Source organism: Acidisoma sp. C75, from assembly GCF_054665095.1.
The window spans coordinates 119,834-135,296 of the sequence record NZ_BAAFHD010000006.1; the positions used below are offsets into that span (position 1 = coordinate 119,834).

17 protein-coding genes are annotated in these 15,463 nt (G+C 65.2%); 11 read left to right on the plus strand and 6 right to left on the minus strand.

What is annotated here, in order from left to right; genetic code table 11:
- From flgI to ACYQ7X_RS09885, 11 genes are all read left to right on the plus strand, one after another.
- Positions 1-1,062 (plus strand): flagellar basal body P-ring protein FlgI, encoded by a 1,062-nt coding sequence (gene flgI / locus ACYQ7X_RS09835; protein WP_459696837.1) that lies wholly within the window; start codon positions 1-3, stop codon positions 1,060-1,062.
- On the plus strand, positions 1,062-1,958 hold the full coding sequence (locus ACYQ7X_RS09840) for a glycoside hydrolase family 73 protein (RefSeq protein ID WP_459696838.1): 897 nt from the start codon (positions 1,062-1,064) through the stop codon (positions 1,956-1,958). The genes flgI and ACYQ7X_RS09840 overlap by 1 nt, the downstream gene beginning before the upstream one ends.
- 95 nt (positions 1,959-2,053) lie before the next feature.
- Entirely contained in the window at positions 2,054-4,006 is a 1,953-nt protein-coding gene (locus tag ACYQ7X_RS09845) for a FlgK family flagellar hook-associated protein (RefSeq protein WP_459696839.1), read from the plus strand.
- A 67-nt stretch (positions 4,007-4,073) separates the two neighbouring features.
- On the plus strand, positions 4,074-4,571 hold the full coding sequence (locus tag ACYQ7X_RS09850) for a flagellar basal body-associated FliL family protein (RefSeq protein ID WP_459696840.1): 498 nt from the start codon (positions 4,074-4,076) through the stop codon (positions 4,569-4,571).
- Between the two features lies 1 nt (position 4,572).
- Positions 4,573-4,860: a flagellar biosynthetic protein FliO gene (locus ACYQ7X_RS09855; RefSeq protein ID WP_459696841.1), complete on the plus strand. Its 288-nt coding sequence runs from the start codon at positions 4,573-4,575 to the stop codon at positions 4,858-4,860.
- A complete protein-coding gene (gene fliP / locus ACYQ7X_RS09860) occupies positions 4,857-5,657 on the plus strand; it encodes a flagellar type III secretion system pore protein FliP (RefSeq protein WP_459696842.1) in 801 nt (266 codons plus the stop codon). The genes ACYQ7X_RS09855 and fliP overlap by 4 nt, the downstream gene beginning before the upstream one ends.
- A gap of 1 nt (position 5,658) precedes the next feature.
- Entirely contained in the window at positions 5,659-5,934 is a 276-nt protein-coding gene (locus tag ACYQ7X_RS09865; protein WP_459696843.1) for a flagellar biosynthetic protein FliQ, read from the plus strand.
- Positions 5,925-6,695: a flagellar biosynthetic protein FliR gene (locus ACYQ7X_RS09870; RefSeq protein WP_459696844.1), complete on the plus strand. Its 771-nt coding sequence runs from the start codon at positions 5,925-5,927 to the stop codon at positions 6,693-6,695. Before ACYQ7X_RS09865 ends, ACYQ7X_RS09870 begins: the two co-directional genes overlap by 10 nt.
- On the plus strand, positions 6,688-7,800 hold the full coding sequence (locus ACYQ7X_RS09875; protein WP_459696845.1) for an EscU/YscU/HrcU family type III secretion system export apparatus switch protein: 1,113 nt from the start codon (positions 6,688-6,690) through the stop codon (positions 7,798-7,800). The genes ACYQ7X_RS09870 and ACYQ7X_RS09875 overlap by 8 nt, the downstream gene beginning before the upstream one ends.
- Before the next feature lie 108 nt (positions 7,801-7,908).
- Complete coding sequence (locus ACYQ7X_RS09880; protein WP_459696846.1) at positions 7,909-8,196, plus strand: hypothetical protein; 288 nt, start codon at positions 7,909-7,911, stop codon at positions 8,194-8,196.
- A gap of 127 nt (positions 8,197-8,323) precedes the next feature.
- Positions 8,324-8,686 carry a hypothetical protein gene (locus ACYQ7X_RS09885; protein ID WP_459696847.1) on the plus strand — a complete coding sequence of 121 codons (363 nt, stop codon included), beginning with the start codon at positions 8,324-8,326 and terminating at the stop codon, positions 8,684-8,686.
- A 36-nt stretch (positions 8,687-8,722) separates the two neighbouring features.
- On the opposite strand, the gene ACYQ7X_RS09890 is transcribed toward ACYQ7X_RS09885, so the two are convergent.
- The 6 genes from ACYQ7X_RS09890 to ACYQ7X_RS09915 all read right to left on the minus strand — a co-directional run bounded on the left by ACYQ7X_RS09890 (position 8,723) and on the right by ACYQ7X_RS09915 (position 15,450).
- Complete coding sequence (locus ACYQ7X_RS09890; protein WP_459696848.1) at positions 8,723-9,637, minus strand: LysR substrate-binding domain-containing protein; 915 nt, start codon at positions 9,635-9,637, stop codon at positions 8,723-8,725.
- Between the two features lie 102 nt (positions 9,638-9,739).
- Positions 9,740-10,747 (minus strand): UDP-glucose 4-epimerase GalE, encoded by a 1,008-nt coding sequence (gene galE / locus ACYQ7X_RS09895; RefSeq protein WP_459696849.1) that lies wholly within the window; start codon positions 10,745-10,747, stop codon positions 9,740-9,742.
- A 34-nt stretch (positions 10,748-10,781) separates the two neighbouring features.
- Positions 10,782-12,545, minus strand: coding sequence for a VRR-NUC domain-containing protein (locus ACYQ7X_RS09900; protein WP_459696850.1), 1,764 nt, complete (start codon positions 12,543-12,545; stop codon positions 10,782-10,784).
- 266 nt (positions 12,546-12,811) lie between these two features.
- Positions 12,812-13,081: an HU family DNA-binding protein gene (locus ACYQ7X_RS09905; protein ID WP_459696851.1), complete on the minus strand. Its 270-nt coding sequence runs from the start codon at positions 13,079-13,081 to the stop codon at positions 12,812-12,814.
- A 163-nt stretch (positions 13,082-13,244) separates the two neighbouring features.
- Positions 13,245-13,721: a ribose-5-phosphate isomerase gene (locus ACYQ7X_RS09910; RefSeq protein ID WP_459696852.1), complete on the minus strand. Its 477-nt coding sequence runs from the start codon at positions 13,719-13,721 to the stop codon at positions 13,245-13,247.
- On the minus strand, positions 13,714-15,450 hold the full coding sequence (locus tag ACYQ7X_RS09915; protein WP_459696853.1) for a dihydroxyacetone kinase family protein: 1,737 nt from the start codon (positions 15,448-15,450) through the stop codon (positions 13,714-13,716). The genes ACYQ7X_RS09910 and ACYQ7X_RS09915 overlap by 8 nt, the downstream gene beginning before the upstream one ends.
- Positions 15,451-15,463: the final 13 nt, after the last annotated feature.

Below are 15,463 nucleotides of genomic sequence, written 5' to 3' on the forward strand. Positions count from 1 at the left end.
GTGCCGCCGGCAGCTGATGCCGCGCCGATCACGACGATCGGGACTCTGGTCTCGGTCGCGGGATCGCCAGCGAACCAGCTCTATGGCTATGGCCTCGTCGTCGGGCTCGCTGGATCAGGCGATCAGACAACGCAGGTGCCCTATACGCAGCAGACGATCCTGAACATGCTGCGCAACATGGGCATCACCTTGACCAATGTGAACTTCATGCAGCCGAATGATGTCGCCTCGGTCATGGTCACCGCCGAAGTACCTCCGTTCACAGCGGCGGGCCAGCACGTCAATGTGATCGTCTCTGCCGTCGGAAACGCGGCTTCGCTGGCCGGCGGCGTCTTGCTCCCGACGCCACTCCGCGGTGGCAATGGCGAGGTCTATGCCCAGGCCCAGGGGCCGCTGCTGGTGAGCGGCTTCGCGGCCAGCGCGAATGGCAGCAGCACAACGACGAATGTGCCGACCGTGGGCTCCGTGCCCGGAGGCGCCATCATGTCCGTCGGCATTCCCGCGAGCTACGGTCAGAACGGTATGACCCAGCTGATGCTCAATGCGCCAGACTATCAGATGTCAGCCAAGATTGCCGACGTGATCAATCGCAGTTTCGGCTATGGCACAGCAGTGCCGACCTCGCCAGGCGAGGTCGATCTGCGCAATTCAGATACGACCGATGTAGGCTTCATCGCCAAGGTGCTGGCGCTCAGCATTCAACCGAACAACGAAGAGCCGACTATCGTGGTTGATGCGCAGAGCGGCACGATCGTGATGAATGCCGGTATCGAGCTTGGGCCGGCCGTCGTCTCTCATGGCGATTTGACGGTGAGCATCCAGACGCAGAATTCGGTGAGCCAGCCTGCCCCCTTCAGCCAGGGTACGACCCAGGCGGTGCAGAATTCCATCGTCCGTGCAAGCCAGGGTAAGGCAAGTGTGGTCTATCTGCCGCGGCGGGCGACGCTTGCGGAAGTGGCGCAGGCTCTGAACGCCGTGGGGGCTACACCTGCGGATTTGATCGCCATCATTCAAGCACTGAAGGTTGCAGGGGCAATCAACGGCAAGGTGAAGGTGCTCTGATGAAGCTGGCGGGACCAGCCTCCGCGGGCACCGCGTCGCGCGGCGTTGAGCAGGCGGCTCAGAACGGGCCGCTCGCCCAGCAGGCGAAGCGGCTGGTGGGCACGCTGTGGTACGATGTGCTGTCCGACCTCTCGGCGACCAGTATGAGTTCAGAGACGCGAGGGTCTGGGCAGAGCGCCTTTCGCAGTATGTTTCTGTGGAACATCGCTCAGAACGACTTCGGCAAATATGGCAGCACGCTGGTCTCCGCGATCGAGCGCCAAGCCGCCGCAGGCTCGGGGAGGGGCGGGCCTGCCGCAGCCGCGCCGCCCCGAGCGCCAGCGCCAGCCTCAGCACCAGCATCTGCAAGTGTCAGCAGCCTGGATCAGATGGAGTTTGTTGCTGCCGATGCGAATGCGGGGGCCAGCAGCGATGCACTTGGCTTCGCGCGGCGGCTGTGGCCGGGTATCAAGGTAGCTGCGTCCATGCTCGGAATTCCCCCAGTGGGTTTGCTCGCGCAAGCGGCGCTGGAAAGCGCCTGGGGAGCCGCCGCTCCTGGAAACAACTACTTTGGCATCAAGTCTGCGGGCGGCGAGGCTTCGTCCTTCCGTTCGACCCATGAGATGATCATGGGCCAGCTCGTGCCCACGGTGGATTCTTTCAGGGATTATACCTCCGCCGGTGCGAGCCTCGAGGATTACGTCTCCCTGATCAGATCGAACTTCCCGGGCGTCGTCGGGCAAGGTTCCGTCGAAGGCTTCGCGAATGCCCTGCAGAGCGGGGGCTATGCAACGGATAGCAGCTACGCGGCGAAGATCCTGAGCATCGCGCGCTCGCCGATGATGGGCAGCATCATGAGCATGTTGTCGGCGAGCGATGGCGCGGCGATGCAGCCTGAGCCCAGCCCGTCGCCGTGAGGTGAGGGCGCAGCGGCGCGGTATTCGTCGAGGCATTGGAAAGAAATGCTGTTGCCTGACGAATAGAGCAGGCCGAGCAGTACGAAAGGATGCCCATGAGTGGCTTGACAGGCGCGATCGACATTGCTGCGAGCGGCACGCAGGCCTTCGAGCAAGGCATTGCGACCGTCTCTCAGAACATCGCCAACCAGACGACCGCGGGATATGCCGCCGAGCAAGTGGTCACCACACCCATCGTCAGCGGCGGCAGCCCGGCCGGTGATGGCGTCCAGTCATCGGTGAGTAGGGCGGCGGATGGGTTCGTGGCGGGCTTGCTCCGAACCGCCACCAGCGCCAATGCTGCGGCCGGCGTGCTTCAGACATCGACGGGCACCTTGTCCTCGGCAGTGGCGAACAACGGCAATGTCGAATCGGCCATCAATCAGTTCATGCTTGATGTCGGGAGCTTGGCGAGCGCCCCCACCAGCGCGGCGCAGCGGCAGACGGTGCTATCGGACGCGCAGGTGGCGACCGGCGCCTTTCATAGTGCTGCAGGGGCGATCGCCTCGGTGCAGCAAAGCTCGATGACCTCGCTCGGCAACGATGTCACCCAGGCGAACAGCCTTCTCACGCAACTGGCTGCGATCAATACGCATCTGACGCAAAGCCCGAATGACCCGACGCTACTGGATCAGCAACAGGCGGCGCTGCAATCCCTTTCGTCACTCGTGCAGTTCAATACCATTCCGATCGGCGGCAGCGGGCAGGTGATGGTTGCGGCGGGCGGATCAGTCCTGCTCAACCAGGCGGGCGCGCAGGCCCTGAGCGTGGCGGCGGGCGCGAATGGCGCCGCGCCCACAGTGACGGTCGGGGCGTCCGCCAATCCGCTCGCGCTGACTCCGACCGACGGCACGATCGGTGCGCATGCCGCGAGCTGGGCGCAGAGCGATGCCGCGCAGCAGAGCCTCAACGCGCTTGCCGCACGGTTTGCCGGTCAGATCAATCTTGCCCAGGCGCAGGGAGTGACCAGTACCGGGGCTGCTGGCGCTGCGCTCTTCACCGTGCCGGCGCCGGCCGCGACGGCGAATGCCGCCAATACGGGAACGGCGACGCTTGCGGCGAGCGTTTCGGATCCGGCGGCGCTCGACACGGCGGGAAGCCGCTACAGCGTGACGTTTTCCGGGACTGCGGGCTGGTCCGCGACCAATCAGGCCACCGGCACGAGCTATAGTCTCGGCACCGGTACCAGTTTGAAGCTGCCCGGCCTCACCCTCGCCGTTTCCGGTACGCCTGCGGCAAACGACAGTTTCACGGTCGATGCAAGCCCTGCGGCGGCTGGTAGCATTGCAGTGGCAACTGCGCAGCCGAGCGCGATTGCGGCCGCGGATCCCTATGTCGTCACCCCTGGTCAGATCCAGTCGGACGGATCCGTGATCAACAGCAATGGCGGTACCGTGACGGGAGGCAGCCCGAGCGTGACCACCAGCCCGGCCACCGGCGCAGTCACCCTTCCGCAGAGCGCGGTCGGGCAGACGCTGCAAATCGTCTTCACCAGCGCGACCAACTTCAATGTGACGACGGCGACGACGCCGAGCACGACCGTGGCGAGCGGTAGCCTCTCTGGGACGAATGGAAGCGCCACGATCGCCATTCCCTATGCGAGCAGCTCGGCGGCCTCCGGCAGCTACTGGCAGGTGCCTATCTCGGGAACCGCGGTGGCGGGCGATGTTCTGACCCTGTCGCAGAGTGGATCCGGGAATGGCAACAATGCGCAGCGCATGCAGACGCTCTGGACAAATGCAACCAGTAGCAGCGGATCGGGCAGCATGCAGCAGGCCTTCCTCAGCCTCACCACTGGGCTCGGCAGCCAAGCGCAGCAGGCGACGACCACGCAAACCCAGACTGCGGCGCAAGTGACCACGGCGACCACCAATCTGCAGAGCGTGGCGGGGGTCGACCTCAATCAGCAGGCGGTACTGCTGACCGAGTATCAGCAGGCATTCCAGGCAAGCGCCCAGGTCATCACCAGCGCGCGGGCGATGTTTCAAAGTCTGCTACAGGCAGTTTAGTAACGTTTGAAGCGTATAAGCTTATGCACTGTCTGGGTTCCGTTCCTTAGAAAGCGCATGAGTCTCTATGAAGAAAATATTGCTGCTTGGCGGCGTGGTGGTGATCTCCCTGCTGATCGGCGCGGGGGCCACTTTCGGGGTCATGACATTTCTTCATAGTACGCCGAAATCACCCGCGGGCCCGGCCGCTGCGCCGCATGTCCAGGCCGCCAAACCCAAGCCCAAGCCGATCATATTCGCGGAGCTTGCGGACGTCACCGTAAGTCTGCCGCCCGAGAGCGGCGCGCCCGCGACGTCATATGTGACCCTGTCGATGAAGTTCCAGACCGACAATCCGGCGGTCCTGGTGAGCTACGCGGAAGTGGAGCCGATCATCAAGGCTGATATCATCACCCGCCTGATGAACGAGACCACTGCAAGTTTGCAAGGACAAGCCAACCGGAACGATTTCATCCGTGGTGCGCTGACGATCGCCAATACGGTCATCCATGAGGACGGTAATCTTCCCTCGCAAGACAATGCTTTCTCTGCCGCCTATATCACTAATCTCGTGACGCAGAATTGAGATGAGCGACGCCGCGCTTAGCATAGGCCAGCCCCTTTTTCTCGTCGCCTTCATCCTTTGCGTCCTTGCCCTTGGCGCCTGGCTTGCGGCGCGGCGCCGGGTCGGCCCGCTTCGGCTGAAAAAAGACGGCTCCATGATCGACGTCGTGGCCTCGCGCAGCCTCGGTCTGCAGGCCGCGCTGCTGGTGGTCGAAGTCGATGGCAGGCGTTTTCTGCTCGGCAGTACACGCAGCGGGTTGACGCGGCTCGGCAGTTGGGGCGCGCAGCAGGATGCGCGGGGCGAGCGATGAGCGGCGGCTGGTGGCGGCTGATGGTGCCGCGTGCCGTGATGAGGCTCGTGATCGGCCTCGCTGTGGTCTGCATGGCGGATCTTGTGGCGCCGAGCATTGCCTTCGCGCAGGAGGCAAGCACGGTGCCGTTGCTTTCTGCCATGCCTGGGGCGGCCGGCAACGTCTATTCGCTCAACGTCCAGACCCTGCTGCTCATTACCGCGCTGGCCTTCCTGCCGGGTATCCTGTTGCTGATGACGGCGTTCACGCGCATCATCATTGTGCTGTCCATCTTTCGCCAGGCGCTGGGGCTGCAGAGCACCCCGCCGAATATGATCCTCTCGGCGATCGCCCTCGCGCTCACCTTCTTCATTATGCGCGGAGTCATCGCCCAGGAGCAGACGCAGGCGATCGAGCCCTACCTTGCCGGCAAGATCAATTTCCAGGATGCGGTGGCAGCTGCCCAGCCGCCGATCCGCGCTTTCATGCTGCGCCAGACGCGCAAAGAGCCGCTTCATCTTTTCGTCGATCTCAGTGGTGAGAAGTTTGCGGCACCGAAGGATGTTCCGCTCTCCATCCTGGTGCCGGCCTATGCCACCTCGGAATTGGAGACGGCCTTTCAGATCGGCTTTCTCGTCTATATTCCCTTCGTCCTCATCGATCTGGCAGTCGCATCGATCCTCATGTCGCTCGGCATGATCATGGTGTCTCCGACCCTCATTTCCTTGCCGATCAAGCTTCTTATGTTCGTCTCGATCAACGGCTGGGCCTTGCTGCTCGGCTCCGTCACCCATAGCTTTATCGGGGCGGGGGGGTGAGGTGCCACTCTATCTCGCGCTTTTCGATCGGGCTCTGTCGCTGGTGGTGGCGGGCCTCACTCCGATCATTCTCCTGCTTCTTGCCGTGACGCTGGTGACCACGCTGATCCAGGCGACCTTCCAGATCGAGGATATGGCGCTCGGCCTGTTGGTGCGACTGGTGGCGCTCCTCGCGACCGTGGCGAGCGGGGGTTTCGCAGCCCTTACCGGCCTCCGCCAACTCACGCAGGATTGGCTCTGGCATCTGGGCCCGCTCGTGCATCAGTCATGGTCTTAAGCGAACATCAGATCCTCGCCTGGCTGGGCAGCTTCGTCTGGCCGTTCCTGCGGGTGACGGGCTTGTTCCTGACCGCGCCGCTCTTCAGTTCGACGATGATCCCGGCGCCGGTCAAGGCCGTGCTCGTCCTCTGCCTCTCGCTTTGCCTGAGCTTGTGGCTGCCTCATCTTCCGCCCGTTCCAAGCTTCGTGCCGGCGCTGATGCTGCAAGCCGCCGTGCAGATCAGCATTGGGGCGGCGATCGGCTTGCTCAACCAGGTTTTGGTCTATGCGGTTGCCGGCGCCGGGGAGATCGCAGGCCTTTCCATGGGATTCAGCTTCGCCGTTCTGCAGTTCCGGGATACGTCGGGCGAGTCGCAAGCTTTGTTCGACATGTTCTTCTGGCTCGGCCTGATGGGTTATATCGCGCTCGGCGGACCGGTCTGGGTCTTTGCCGCTTTGGCCCACTCTTTCCAGCCCGGGAACCTTGATGGAATCGGCTTCGCCAACTGGCATGACTTCTCGATCTTCTGCGGAACGCTGCTCACCAGCGCGGTGACCTTGGCGGCGCCCGTTCTGGCACTCGCCCTCTGCATCAATCTGACGATCGGGTTGCTGACCGTCTTCGCGCCCCAACTCAATATTCTGAGCATCGGCTTCCCCATTCTCATCCTGGCCGGGCTAACGACGCTGGTGCTCTCGCTCGGCCTCTACCCGGTGCCGATGCGCAGGCTGTCGGAAGAGATCGCCCGGGCGGTTGCGCTGATTCTCGGCCATGGCTGAGGGAGATTCCGGCGAGCGCAAGCACGCGCCGACCGAGCGGCGCCTGCGGCAAGCGGCAGAACAGGGGAACCTTGCCCGCTCCCTTGATCTTCAGCGCGCGGCCGCGATGGTTATGGCGATCCTCGTCGGGCTGAAACTCGCTCTGATGATTGGCGAGACTTTGCAGGCAGCCCTGGTTCAGGCGCTTGCCGGGGCGGGCAGTGGCAAGTTGAACCTCGCAGGGCTTTTGGCGACAGACCTCATGCGCCATCTTTTGCCGCTCATGCTGATGATCGCGGCGATCTCTCTGCTGGCGGGGCTCGCCGTCGGCGGTTGGGTGCTGTCACTCGCCGCCTTGGTGCCGCAACTCGGCAAGCTCGTCTCTCTGGCCGGGCTCGGGGAGATTTTCTCGGCCAGCGGCTATAGCGAGATCGGCAAGTCTCTCCTCAAACTCTGCGTGATAGGCGGTGCCGCGGCCCTTTCGATCAGCGCCGAGCAGGATAGCTTCCCAGCGCTGCTGGCGGCCCCGCAGGCGGCCGGCTTTGGCATTGTCGCCCTTTGCCTCGTGGTGCTGCGCAATGTGGCGGTGGCGATCGGCCTGATCGCCGCCGCCGATATCGCGCTGCAGATCTGGTTGCATCGGCACAAGCTGCGCATGTCGGACCAGGAATTGCGGGACGAGATGAAAGATGTCGTCGGTAATCCTCACGTCAAGCAGAGGCAGAAGGCGATTGCGCGGAAGATGGCGCGGAGCCGCCAGATGCGCCGCATCCCTGAGGCTTCGGTCGTCGTCACCAACCCGACGCATTTTGCCGTGGCCCTCCGTTTCCGCCGTGGCGTTGATGCGGCACCCAAGTTGCTTGCCAAAGGGACCGAGCTGATGGCGCTTGAGATTATTGCCAAGGCACGCGCCCATGGCATCCCGATCATCGAGGCGCCGCCCTTGGCCCGGGCGATCTATCGCTTCGTTGAGCCGGATGATTACATTCCGGTGGCCCTCTACAAAGCCTGTGCAGAGGTTCTGGCCTATATTTGGCGCCTACAGAGCTGGCGCATGCATGGTGGCGGTGCGGCCAAGCCTGCCATGCCCAAGCTCTCGGAAATCGACATGGGGCGGCCATTCTGAGCTGGCGGCGATCGCAAGCGAATGAGGTCTCCGCAAAGACATTGAGGTAAACTTCTGTGTCAATTTTCGAAAGGAGTTTCATGTGATGGACTGAGCAAGGAGGGCACCATGCGTAGAAGCCAGGTCGAATGGGAGGAGCCGAACGACGGGGTGGACCCGCCAACTGAAGCGAGCGCCGTACTGACGGTAGCGGCCGAAGCGGCGCGTTCGGCACAGGCACGGCCGCGCCGCCAATCCACCGAGCAATATCCGATGCAGATCCTGGTGCCGGCAGAGACCCGGGAAGCACTGCGGCAGCGTTCCGCCGAGACGGGCGCCTCGATCCGCTACATCATTCTGCGATCCCTGGCTGCGGATGGCTTTCCCGTCCCCAAGCTCAACCGGTGGAACAAGTAGCGGCAGCCGCCGGAGCTTCCCCGCGTTCAGACAGTCGCAAGGCTTTTTCCGCATAATAGGGCCGTGCGCGGTTGACGAATGCCGCGCGGTGCACCGTCACGCGACCGGAACTGAGCGGGAAAACGCGATGCGCAGAGCGTCTTTGCTAAGCCTCTTCTCCAGCATCATGGCGCTCGGGCTCGCGCATGCCATGGCGCCAGGAGCCGCCCATGCGGAGACGATGACGACCTGTGCCCAGGCGATGGAGTCGATCCATTATCACCCTAACATCGCCGCGAGCAGCCTGCTTGCCTCGGTCGTCGGGCAATGGCAGAGCCTCGACCAGCAGACCGAGGCGGCGGGCCACCCACCGATTACCGGGCGCATGGTGCAGACCCCCGCCGTCATGGATGCGCTCGTGCAGCAATGCACTGCCAACCCAGGCGAGACGGTCAATGCCGCGGCGGCCATGGTTTACTCAATAGCGCGCCAGAGCTTCGAAGGCTTCTGATCGGCCGCCCGGGGGCGCGCTGATCCCCCTTGTTACCTATTCCGTCGCCTCGTGGCTCTCTGGCCCCTCGGCCAGCAGCCAGTCCCGAAATACCCGCGCCTGGCGCCGCAGACGGTGCGTGCTCGGGGTCAGCAGATAGAAGATACCAATGGTTTCGAGGGAAGGCGGGAATGGCCTCACCAACCGGCCCATGGCAAGGTGGGACGCGACGAGCGAGCCGGAACCGAGTGCGACGCCGATCCCTTCCTCGGCGCAGGAAATCGCCGCCGACGAGCAATCGACGATCAGTGGCGGGGTATATGACCTTTTGAACAGGCCGGCGACAGAGAACCATTCGGACCAGGCACGGCCATTCGGATGCACATGCACGAGGCGCTGGCGTAGAATATCCTCCGGCTGGCGTAATTCCGTCGCCAGGCGTGGATGGCAGACCGGAAAGACCGCATCGCCGATGAGCGCGACCGCATCGATCCCGGCGATCCGCTCGCTCTCCTGGCTTATTTCGAGGTCGAACTCATCCCAATCCGTGTCGATACCGGGTGAGGTTGGTGAGATATGCAAGCCGATATCCGGATAGGTGTTGAGGAAGCGGCCGAGGCGGGGCGCCAGCCAATGGTTGAGGAAAGCCGCGTCGATCCGCAGGCGGATCTCCCCCTCATCGCCGGGGCCGAATATATCGCTCGTGCCGAGGCGCAAACGATCGAGGCTTTCGCGCACGACACGCAGATAGGCTTCGCCAGCTTCGGTAAGGCGTACCGCGCGGGGGAGCCGGACGAAGAGGCGCTCGCCCACTTGTTCTTCCAACATGCGAATGTGCTGGCTAACGCCCGCCTGGGTTAGCGAAAGCTCCTCCGCCGCCCGCGTGAAGCTGAGCAGGCGGGCCGAAGCCTCGAAGGTTCTGATCCAGTTGAGGTTCAGAGTACGCCCGATTTGAGACTGTCGTGCCATCATGAGGATAAACGCCGTTAGGACAAGGCCGAGGTCAAGGGGGGCGCTATGGCGGCGATCGGTCAAACGCAGTCAGTCGCGACGGCCCTGGGTTGCCGGTCACCGTCAAGAGCTTACTCCTGCCGTGGCATAGCCGCCAGGGTGTTCCTCACGCCAGCGATAGGCCGTCTCGACGAGGCGGTCGAGCTCGGTATAGCGCGGGCGCCATCCCGTGTCGGCGCGGAGTGCCGTCGAGCCGGCGATCAAGACGGGCGGATCGCCGGGCCTGCGCGCCGCCATCACCGCGGGCACCGGGCGGCCGGCGATGCGCGAGACGGCGGCGATGATTTCCTGAACCGAATGCCCCCGGCCGGTCCCGATGTTATAGGCGACGCTCCGATGTTCCAGCAGCCCGAGCACGCGTAGATGCGCATCCGCGAGATCCTCGACATGCACATAATCGCGGATGCAGGTGCCGTCTGGCGTCTCGTAATCATTGCCGAAGACGGAAAGCGCCGGACGCCTGCCGAGCACCGCGTCGATGGCGAGGGGCACGAGATGTGTCTCGGGCGTATGATCCTCGCCGAGACGGCCTTGCGCATCGGCCCCGGCGGCATTGAAGTAGCGCAGGCAAGCGCCGCGCAGACCGTGGATCTCGCTCGCCCAGCGCAGCGCGCGTTCGATCATCAGCTTGCTTTCGCCATAGGGAGAGGAGGGCTCGATCCGTGTTTCCTCATCGATCGGCATCCGGTCCGGGGTGCCGAAGAGGTTGGCGGTCGATGATAGGACAAATCTCTTGATGCCTTGCTTCGCGCATGCCTCGATCAGCCGGATGCCGTTGAGGCCGTTTTCCTCAAGGTAGCGGAAGGGTTGGCGCATGCTCTCGCCGACGAGGGAGAGGGACGCGAAGTGAAAGACCGCATCCCAGGGCCCATCCGCCAGCACGGCATCGATCGCCGCCCGGTCGGCGAGATCGGCGACGACGAGTCGGGCGCCGGGCAGCACCGCTCCACGATGGCCGAGCGAGAGATTGTCGATCACGACGACATCGGCATCGCGGTCGAGCAGAGCCGCGACGAGATGACTGCCGACGAAACCCGCTCCACCCGTAACCACAAACCGCTCTCGCCGCATGACACTCTTTCTCGCCCGGAAGACCGGTGCCTATTTAGGGGTGACGTGCGCTTTCGGCAAATCGCTCCGGGCTGAGAGGCGCCGGCAAGACGCGAATATTCTCAAGACGAACCTTCAATCCCGCCTCAGAAAACACGCCAAGCCACTGGTATTGCTTGGGTGAAAGGCGATCACGCTCCGATTTTACTTCAACGAATGCATAGTCGTTCTTGCTCCATAAGAAGAGATCGGGAAAGCCGCTCATGTGATGGCGCAGATCCTCGGCCATCCGGCGCAGTACCCTCTGCAGGCCGGATGCGGGAAGCCGGGCGAGGAGGATGCTGACGGTCGCCAGGCTCTCCGTTTCCCAGGCGAGGAAAGGATTGGCGAGGCCTGCCTTGGCGGCAAACGTCTCGGCACAGCGGCGCTGCCCGAAGGCCGGATCGGCGAGGGCGGCGAGCCGCGCTTCGATCGCCGCCTGGCGCCGCGCGTAGAAGCTCGGCTCGTAGAGGTCGGACGGGGCGCATTGCAGGGGCGAATGAAAGGCCCCGCTGCGCCCGTCATAGACGATATCCCAAAAGAGGAGGCCGAAGGCGGCGGCCCAGAGCCAGTTCTCAGCATGCAGGCCGGACCAGCCGAGCGTGCGGTAATGGGCAAGCACGGCCAGTTCCACCGCGCCCTCATAGGCGGGGAGGGTGAGGCGTCCGGCGGATTTCTGCCATGCCCAGGCAGTGCTCGCCCGCCTGGCCCCATCAAGGCGAGCGAGCATTTCGCCCGCCCGGTAGCGCGCTTCCGCCGCCTGCGCGCCATCGGCCAGGCGCCGCAACAGCCGCTCCGCCTCCGCGCGCTCACCTTGCTTGAGCAGGAGGCGCACCAGCCTTTCCTGCGCGCCCGGCTCTGGGCTGCAGCGGTAGAGCGCGATCGCGGCCGCTTGTTCGCCTGCCTTTTCGAGACGCTGGCCGAGCCTTTCGATCAGCCGGTCGTGCAGAGCGGTTCCGGCTTGCAGCCGGTTCCGCTCTACCGCTTCGCCCTGCCACCAACGCAAAACCTCGATCGCCGGCAGGCGATCGCGGATCGCGCGGAAGCGATCGTAGCGGCAGGCCATACGATAGGCATCCTCCGCCTCTTCGCGGCTCGCGAAACGGGCGATCCTGTGTTCCGCCGCAATCTCTTCCGGCCGGACGTAGCCGAGATCGCGCACCACGAAATCCGAGAGATTGTCGCGCAATTCGCCGAAGAAGAGATAGCGGAGAAAGGGCCAGGGATCGCCGGGCGAGAGGCGCACCAGCGGGTGGCGCAGGCGCAAGCGCGCGAGCAGGGGGCCGAGCCCTTCCCAGACCAGCAAGGCGGCGATGAGGTCTGGCCGGCGGCCTCTGCGCAGGCTGGCGGGAAGCTCGGCCGCGATTTCCCCGAGGGTAAAGCAGCCGAGCAGCTGCGTCGGCTCCGTGCGGTCATCCGCATACTCGATGAACCCCGCCGCGCTCAGCGCGCGCAAGGCGGGTGCGAGGTCGGGGATTTCGGGATAGCGCAGCCTATCAAGGCGGAAGAGCGGGCCTTTGCGATTCGCCAGCCGCGCGTAAAGCATGCGGGCCGGGAGGGGCAGAGCGCCAAGCCGCTCGATATAGGCGATCTCGGCTGGGGCGAGCAGGAAGCCGTAATGCTGCTGCACCTCGGCGAGAACGGATTGGAAATGCAGGAGGTAGTAGGGCGCCGCTTCGGTCAGGTCGCTCAGAACCGCGGGCGGCTGCGGATGCGCCGGCGCGGCTTCACGCTGGCGATCCTCCAGCCGCGGGCTGCCCGCATGATCCTTCGTCCCCATTCCGGATCTTTTAGCCTGCAATTGCCGGAAGCAGGATCAAAATATCGGCGGCCATCGGTTGCGGTGTCGGCGGAGGGGAAGAAGCGCGAGGCTGGCGCCCCAATCGGCCAGGCACGCAAGCTGCTTGATGGCGCTGGAGGCTTGGCGTTGACCGGCGAATGATCCCGGATATCATCGCGGCTCCGGCGGCCGCATTGCGAGGCGGGGCAGGGCGCTGGAGCAAGCCCCTCGGCCTGCCCCTGCGCCGCTTCTCTCCCGCCTGCTGCTCAGACTTCCTTCTTGAGCGAGGGGCTCGCCTTGAAGCGCACGGTCTTGCCCGCCTTCACCTTGACAGGCTCCCCAGTGCGGGGGTTGAGCGCCTTCCGCGCCTTGGTCTTCTTCACGGTGAACGTGCCGAAAGAGGGCAGGGTGAAACCGCCGGTGGATTTCAGCTCATGCACGATCGCATCCATCAGGGCGGTCGCCGCCCGATTGGCGGCAACGCCGGTGCAGTCGAGCGAATCCTGAAGAACGGCGGCAAGAAAGGCTTTGCTCATGTATCTCGTCCTGTATTCGATGGACGCCGGCCCTAATGCAGATTACGGCTTTTCGCAAGCCTCCTGCACAGACATTGCCGGGTTGCGTCGTCGCGGCGATCGGCCACCGCGCGCCCAGCCGCAGGCGCCTTCGCATGCCCGCTCGGCGCCAGTCCTGCGAGCCTCAGCGCACCGCTGCCTCCGCCTCGTAGGCGGAGATTGCCGAGACCTTCGCGGCCGAGGCGGAGGCCTCGTCAAACCGATGGGCAAGCCATTCCTTGACCAGCGCGCGCGCAAGTTCGAGCCCGATGACACGCTCGCCGAGGCAGAGAACCTGCGCGTTGTTGCTGAGGATGGCGCGCTGCACGGAATACACGTCATGCGCGGTGACGGCACGGATGCCAGGCACCTTATTGGCGCTGATGGCGACGCCGAGGCCGGTGCCGCAGATCAGCAGCGCGCGGTCCGCCTTGCCTTCGGCGACGAGACGCCCGGCGGTGACGGCGATATGCGGGTATGCGGTCGTTTCGTTCGCGGCGACGCCGATATCGATGACGGCGGCAACCCGCTCATCCTTGCGCAGATCCGCCGCCAGCACGTCGCGGAACCGGATTCCGGCGTCATCGCATCCGATGACGATGGTGAAGCGCTGGTCAGACATGGCTTTCTCCAAAAGTTTCGATGACGACGCGGCTGCAGAGCGCGAAGGAAACCGCACCCGCGTCGCGATGGCCAAGGCTCCGCTCGGCGAGCGGCCTTGCCCGCCCGAGGCGCGGAAGCATAGAGGCGGTGGCTTCCGCCCCGGCTTCCGCGGCGGCGGACGCCCGCCGCCAGGCGGTGCGCCCATCCGCCCCGGAAGAGACGGCGCTGGCGAGCATCGCGGCAAAGGGATGCAGCGCGTCCACCAGCGTCTTGTCCCCAGGCTGGGCGCCACCCAGCCGCATCACCGCCTCGCAGGCGAGCCGCGCGGCCTGCGCCACCTCCGCCGCGGTCGGGATGGTGTCGTCGTTCAGGGCGCGGCTGGCGCTGACGAGGCCGAGCCCCCAGAGTGCGCCGGAGGTGCCGCCGGCGCGATCCGCCCAGGCATCCCCCGAGCGGGCCAGCAGGCTGGCGAGCCCGGCGCCGGCCTTGGCTGCCTCGGCCGCCGCCGCCGCCGCTGCCGCGGCACCGCGCGCCATGCCTTGACCGTGATCGCCATCCCCTGCCTCGGCATCGATACGGCCGAGTTCCGCCTCGGCATCGCGCAGCGCGGCTGCAAGCCGAGCGAAGGCCGCCGCGGCGTGCTTCGCCGCCGCGCGCGAGGCTGGGCTCGCCGCAGGCAAAGCCGCCGCGGCAGACACCGCGCCCGGTTCATTCAAGCTCGCCGCCGGCTGGGGGGGAGGGGCGCCGCCTGACGCCGAGCCGATCGAGAGCACGGCACTTTCGCAGGGCGCGCACCAGAAACGCTCCAACTCCTCATCGAGCCAGGTGAGGGTCAGCGAGCAGCCTTCCATATCGAGGCTCGTCACATATTCTCCAACGAGCGGGGCGACGATCGCGAGCCCCGCCGCGCGCAGCAAGCGGGCGATGCTGGCCCAGAGCACGAACAGCTCTTCCTGCTTGGTGCTGCCGAGGCCATTGAGCAATACGGCAACACGTCTGCCGCCATCCGCCGGCGCTTCGGCCAGCAGGCGGCGAACCAGCAGTTCGGCCAGCGCCGCGGCCGGGAGAATGGCAGCCTCGGCGATACCGGGTTCGCCGTGAATGCCAAGGCCGATCGCCATGCGGCCTGCGGGCACAGTGAAGAGGGGAGCTGCCGCGCCGGGCAGTGTGCAGCCGCCGAAGGCCACGCCGAAGGAGCGCGTGCGCGCATTGGCGCGTCGGCCGATCGCCTCGACCGCATCGAGATCGAGCCCCGCTTCCGCCGCCGCGCCCAGAATCTTGAAAACCGCAACGTCTCCAGCGACGCCGCGCCGCTTCGCATGCTCAGCCGCTGGCGCGCTTGCAATATCATCAGTGACCGCGAGCGTGCGGGCGTCGAACCCCTCGGCCCGCAGGCGTTCAGCGGCCGCGCCGAAATTCAGCACGTCCCCGGCATAATTGCCGAAACCGAGGAGGATGCCGCCGCCGCAGGAGGCCTCTGCCGCGACATCGCGCACCCGGCGTGCGGAGGGCGAGGCGAAGACATCCCCCGCCACCGCCGCATCGGCAAGCCCTGGCCCGACATAGCCCGCGAAGGCCGGGTAGTGCCCGCTGCCACCGCCGATCACCAGGGCGACCTTGCCCGGCTTCCGCGCGGCCCTTCGCAGCACGCCGCCTGGCACGGCGTGGACGAGCCGGCCATGCAGGTCGCAGAAGCCTTCCAGCGCCGTCCTGGCGAAACTCTCGGCTGCGTCACAAAGATGGGTCATTGCGCGGTCTCGG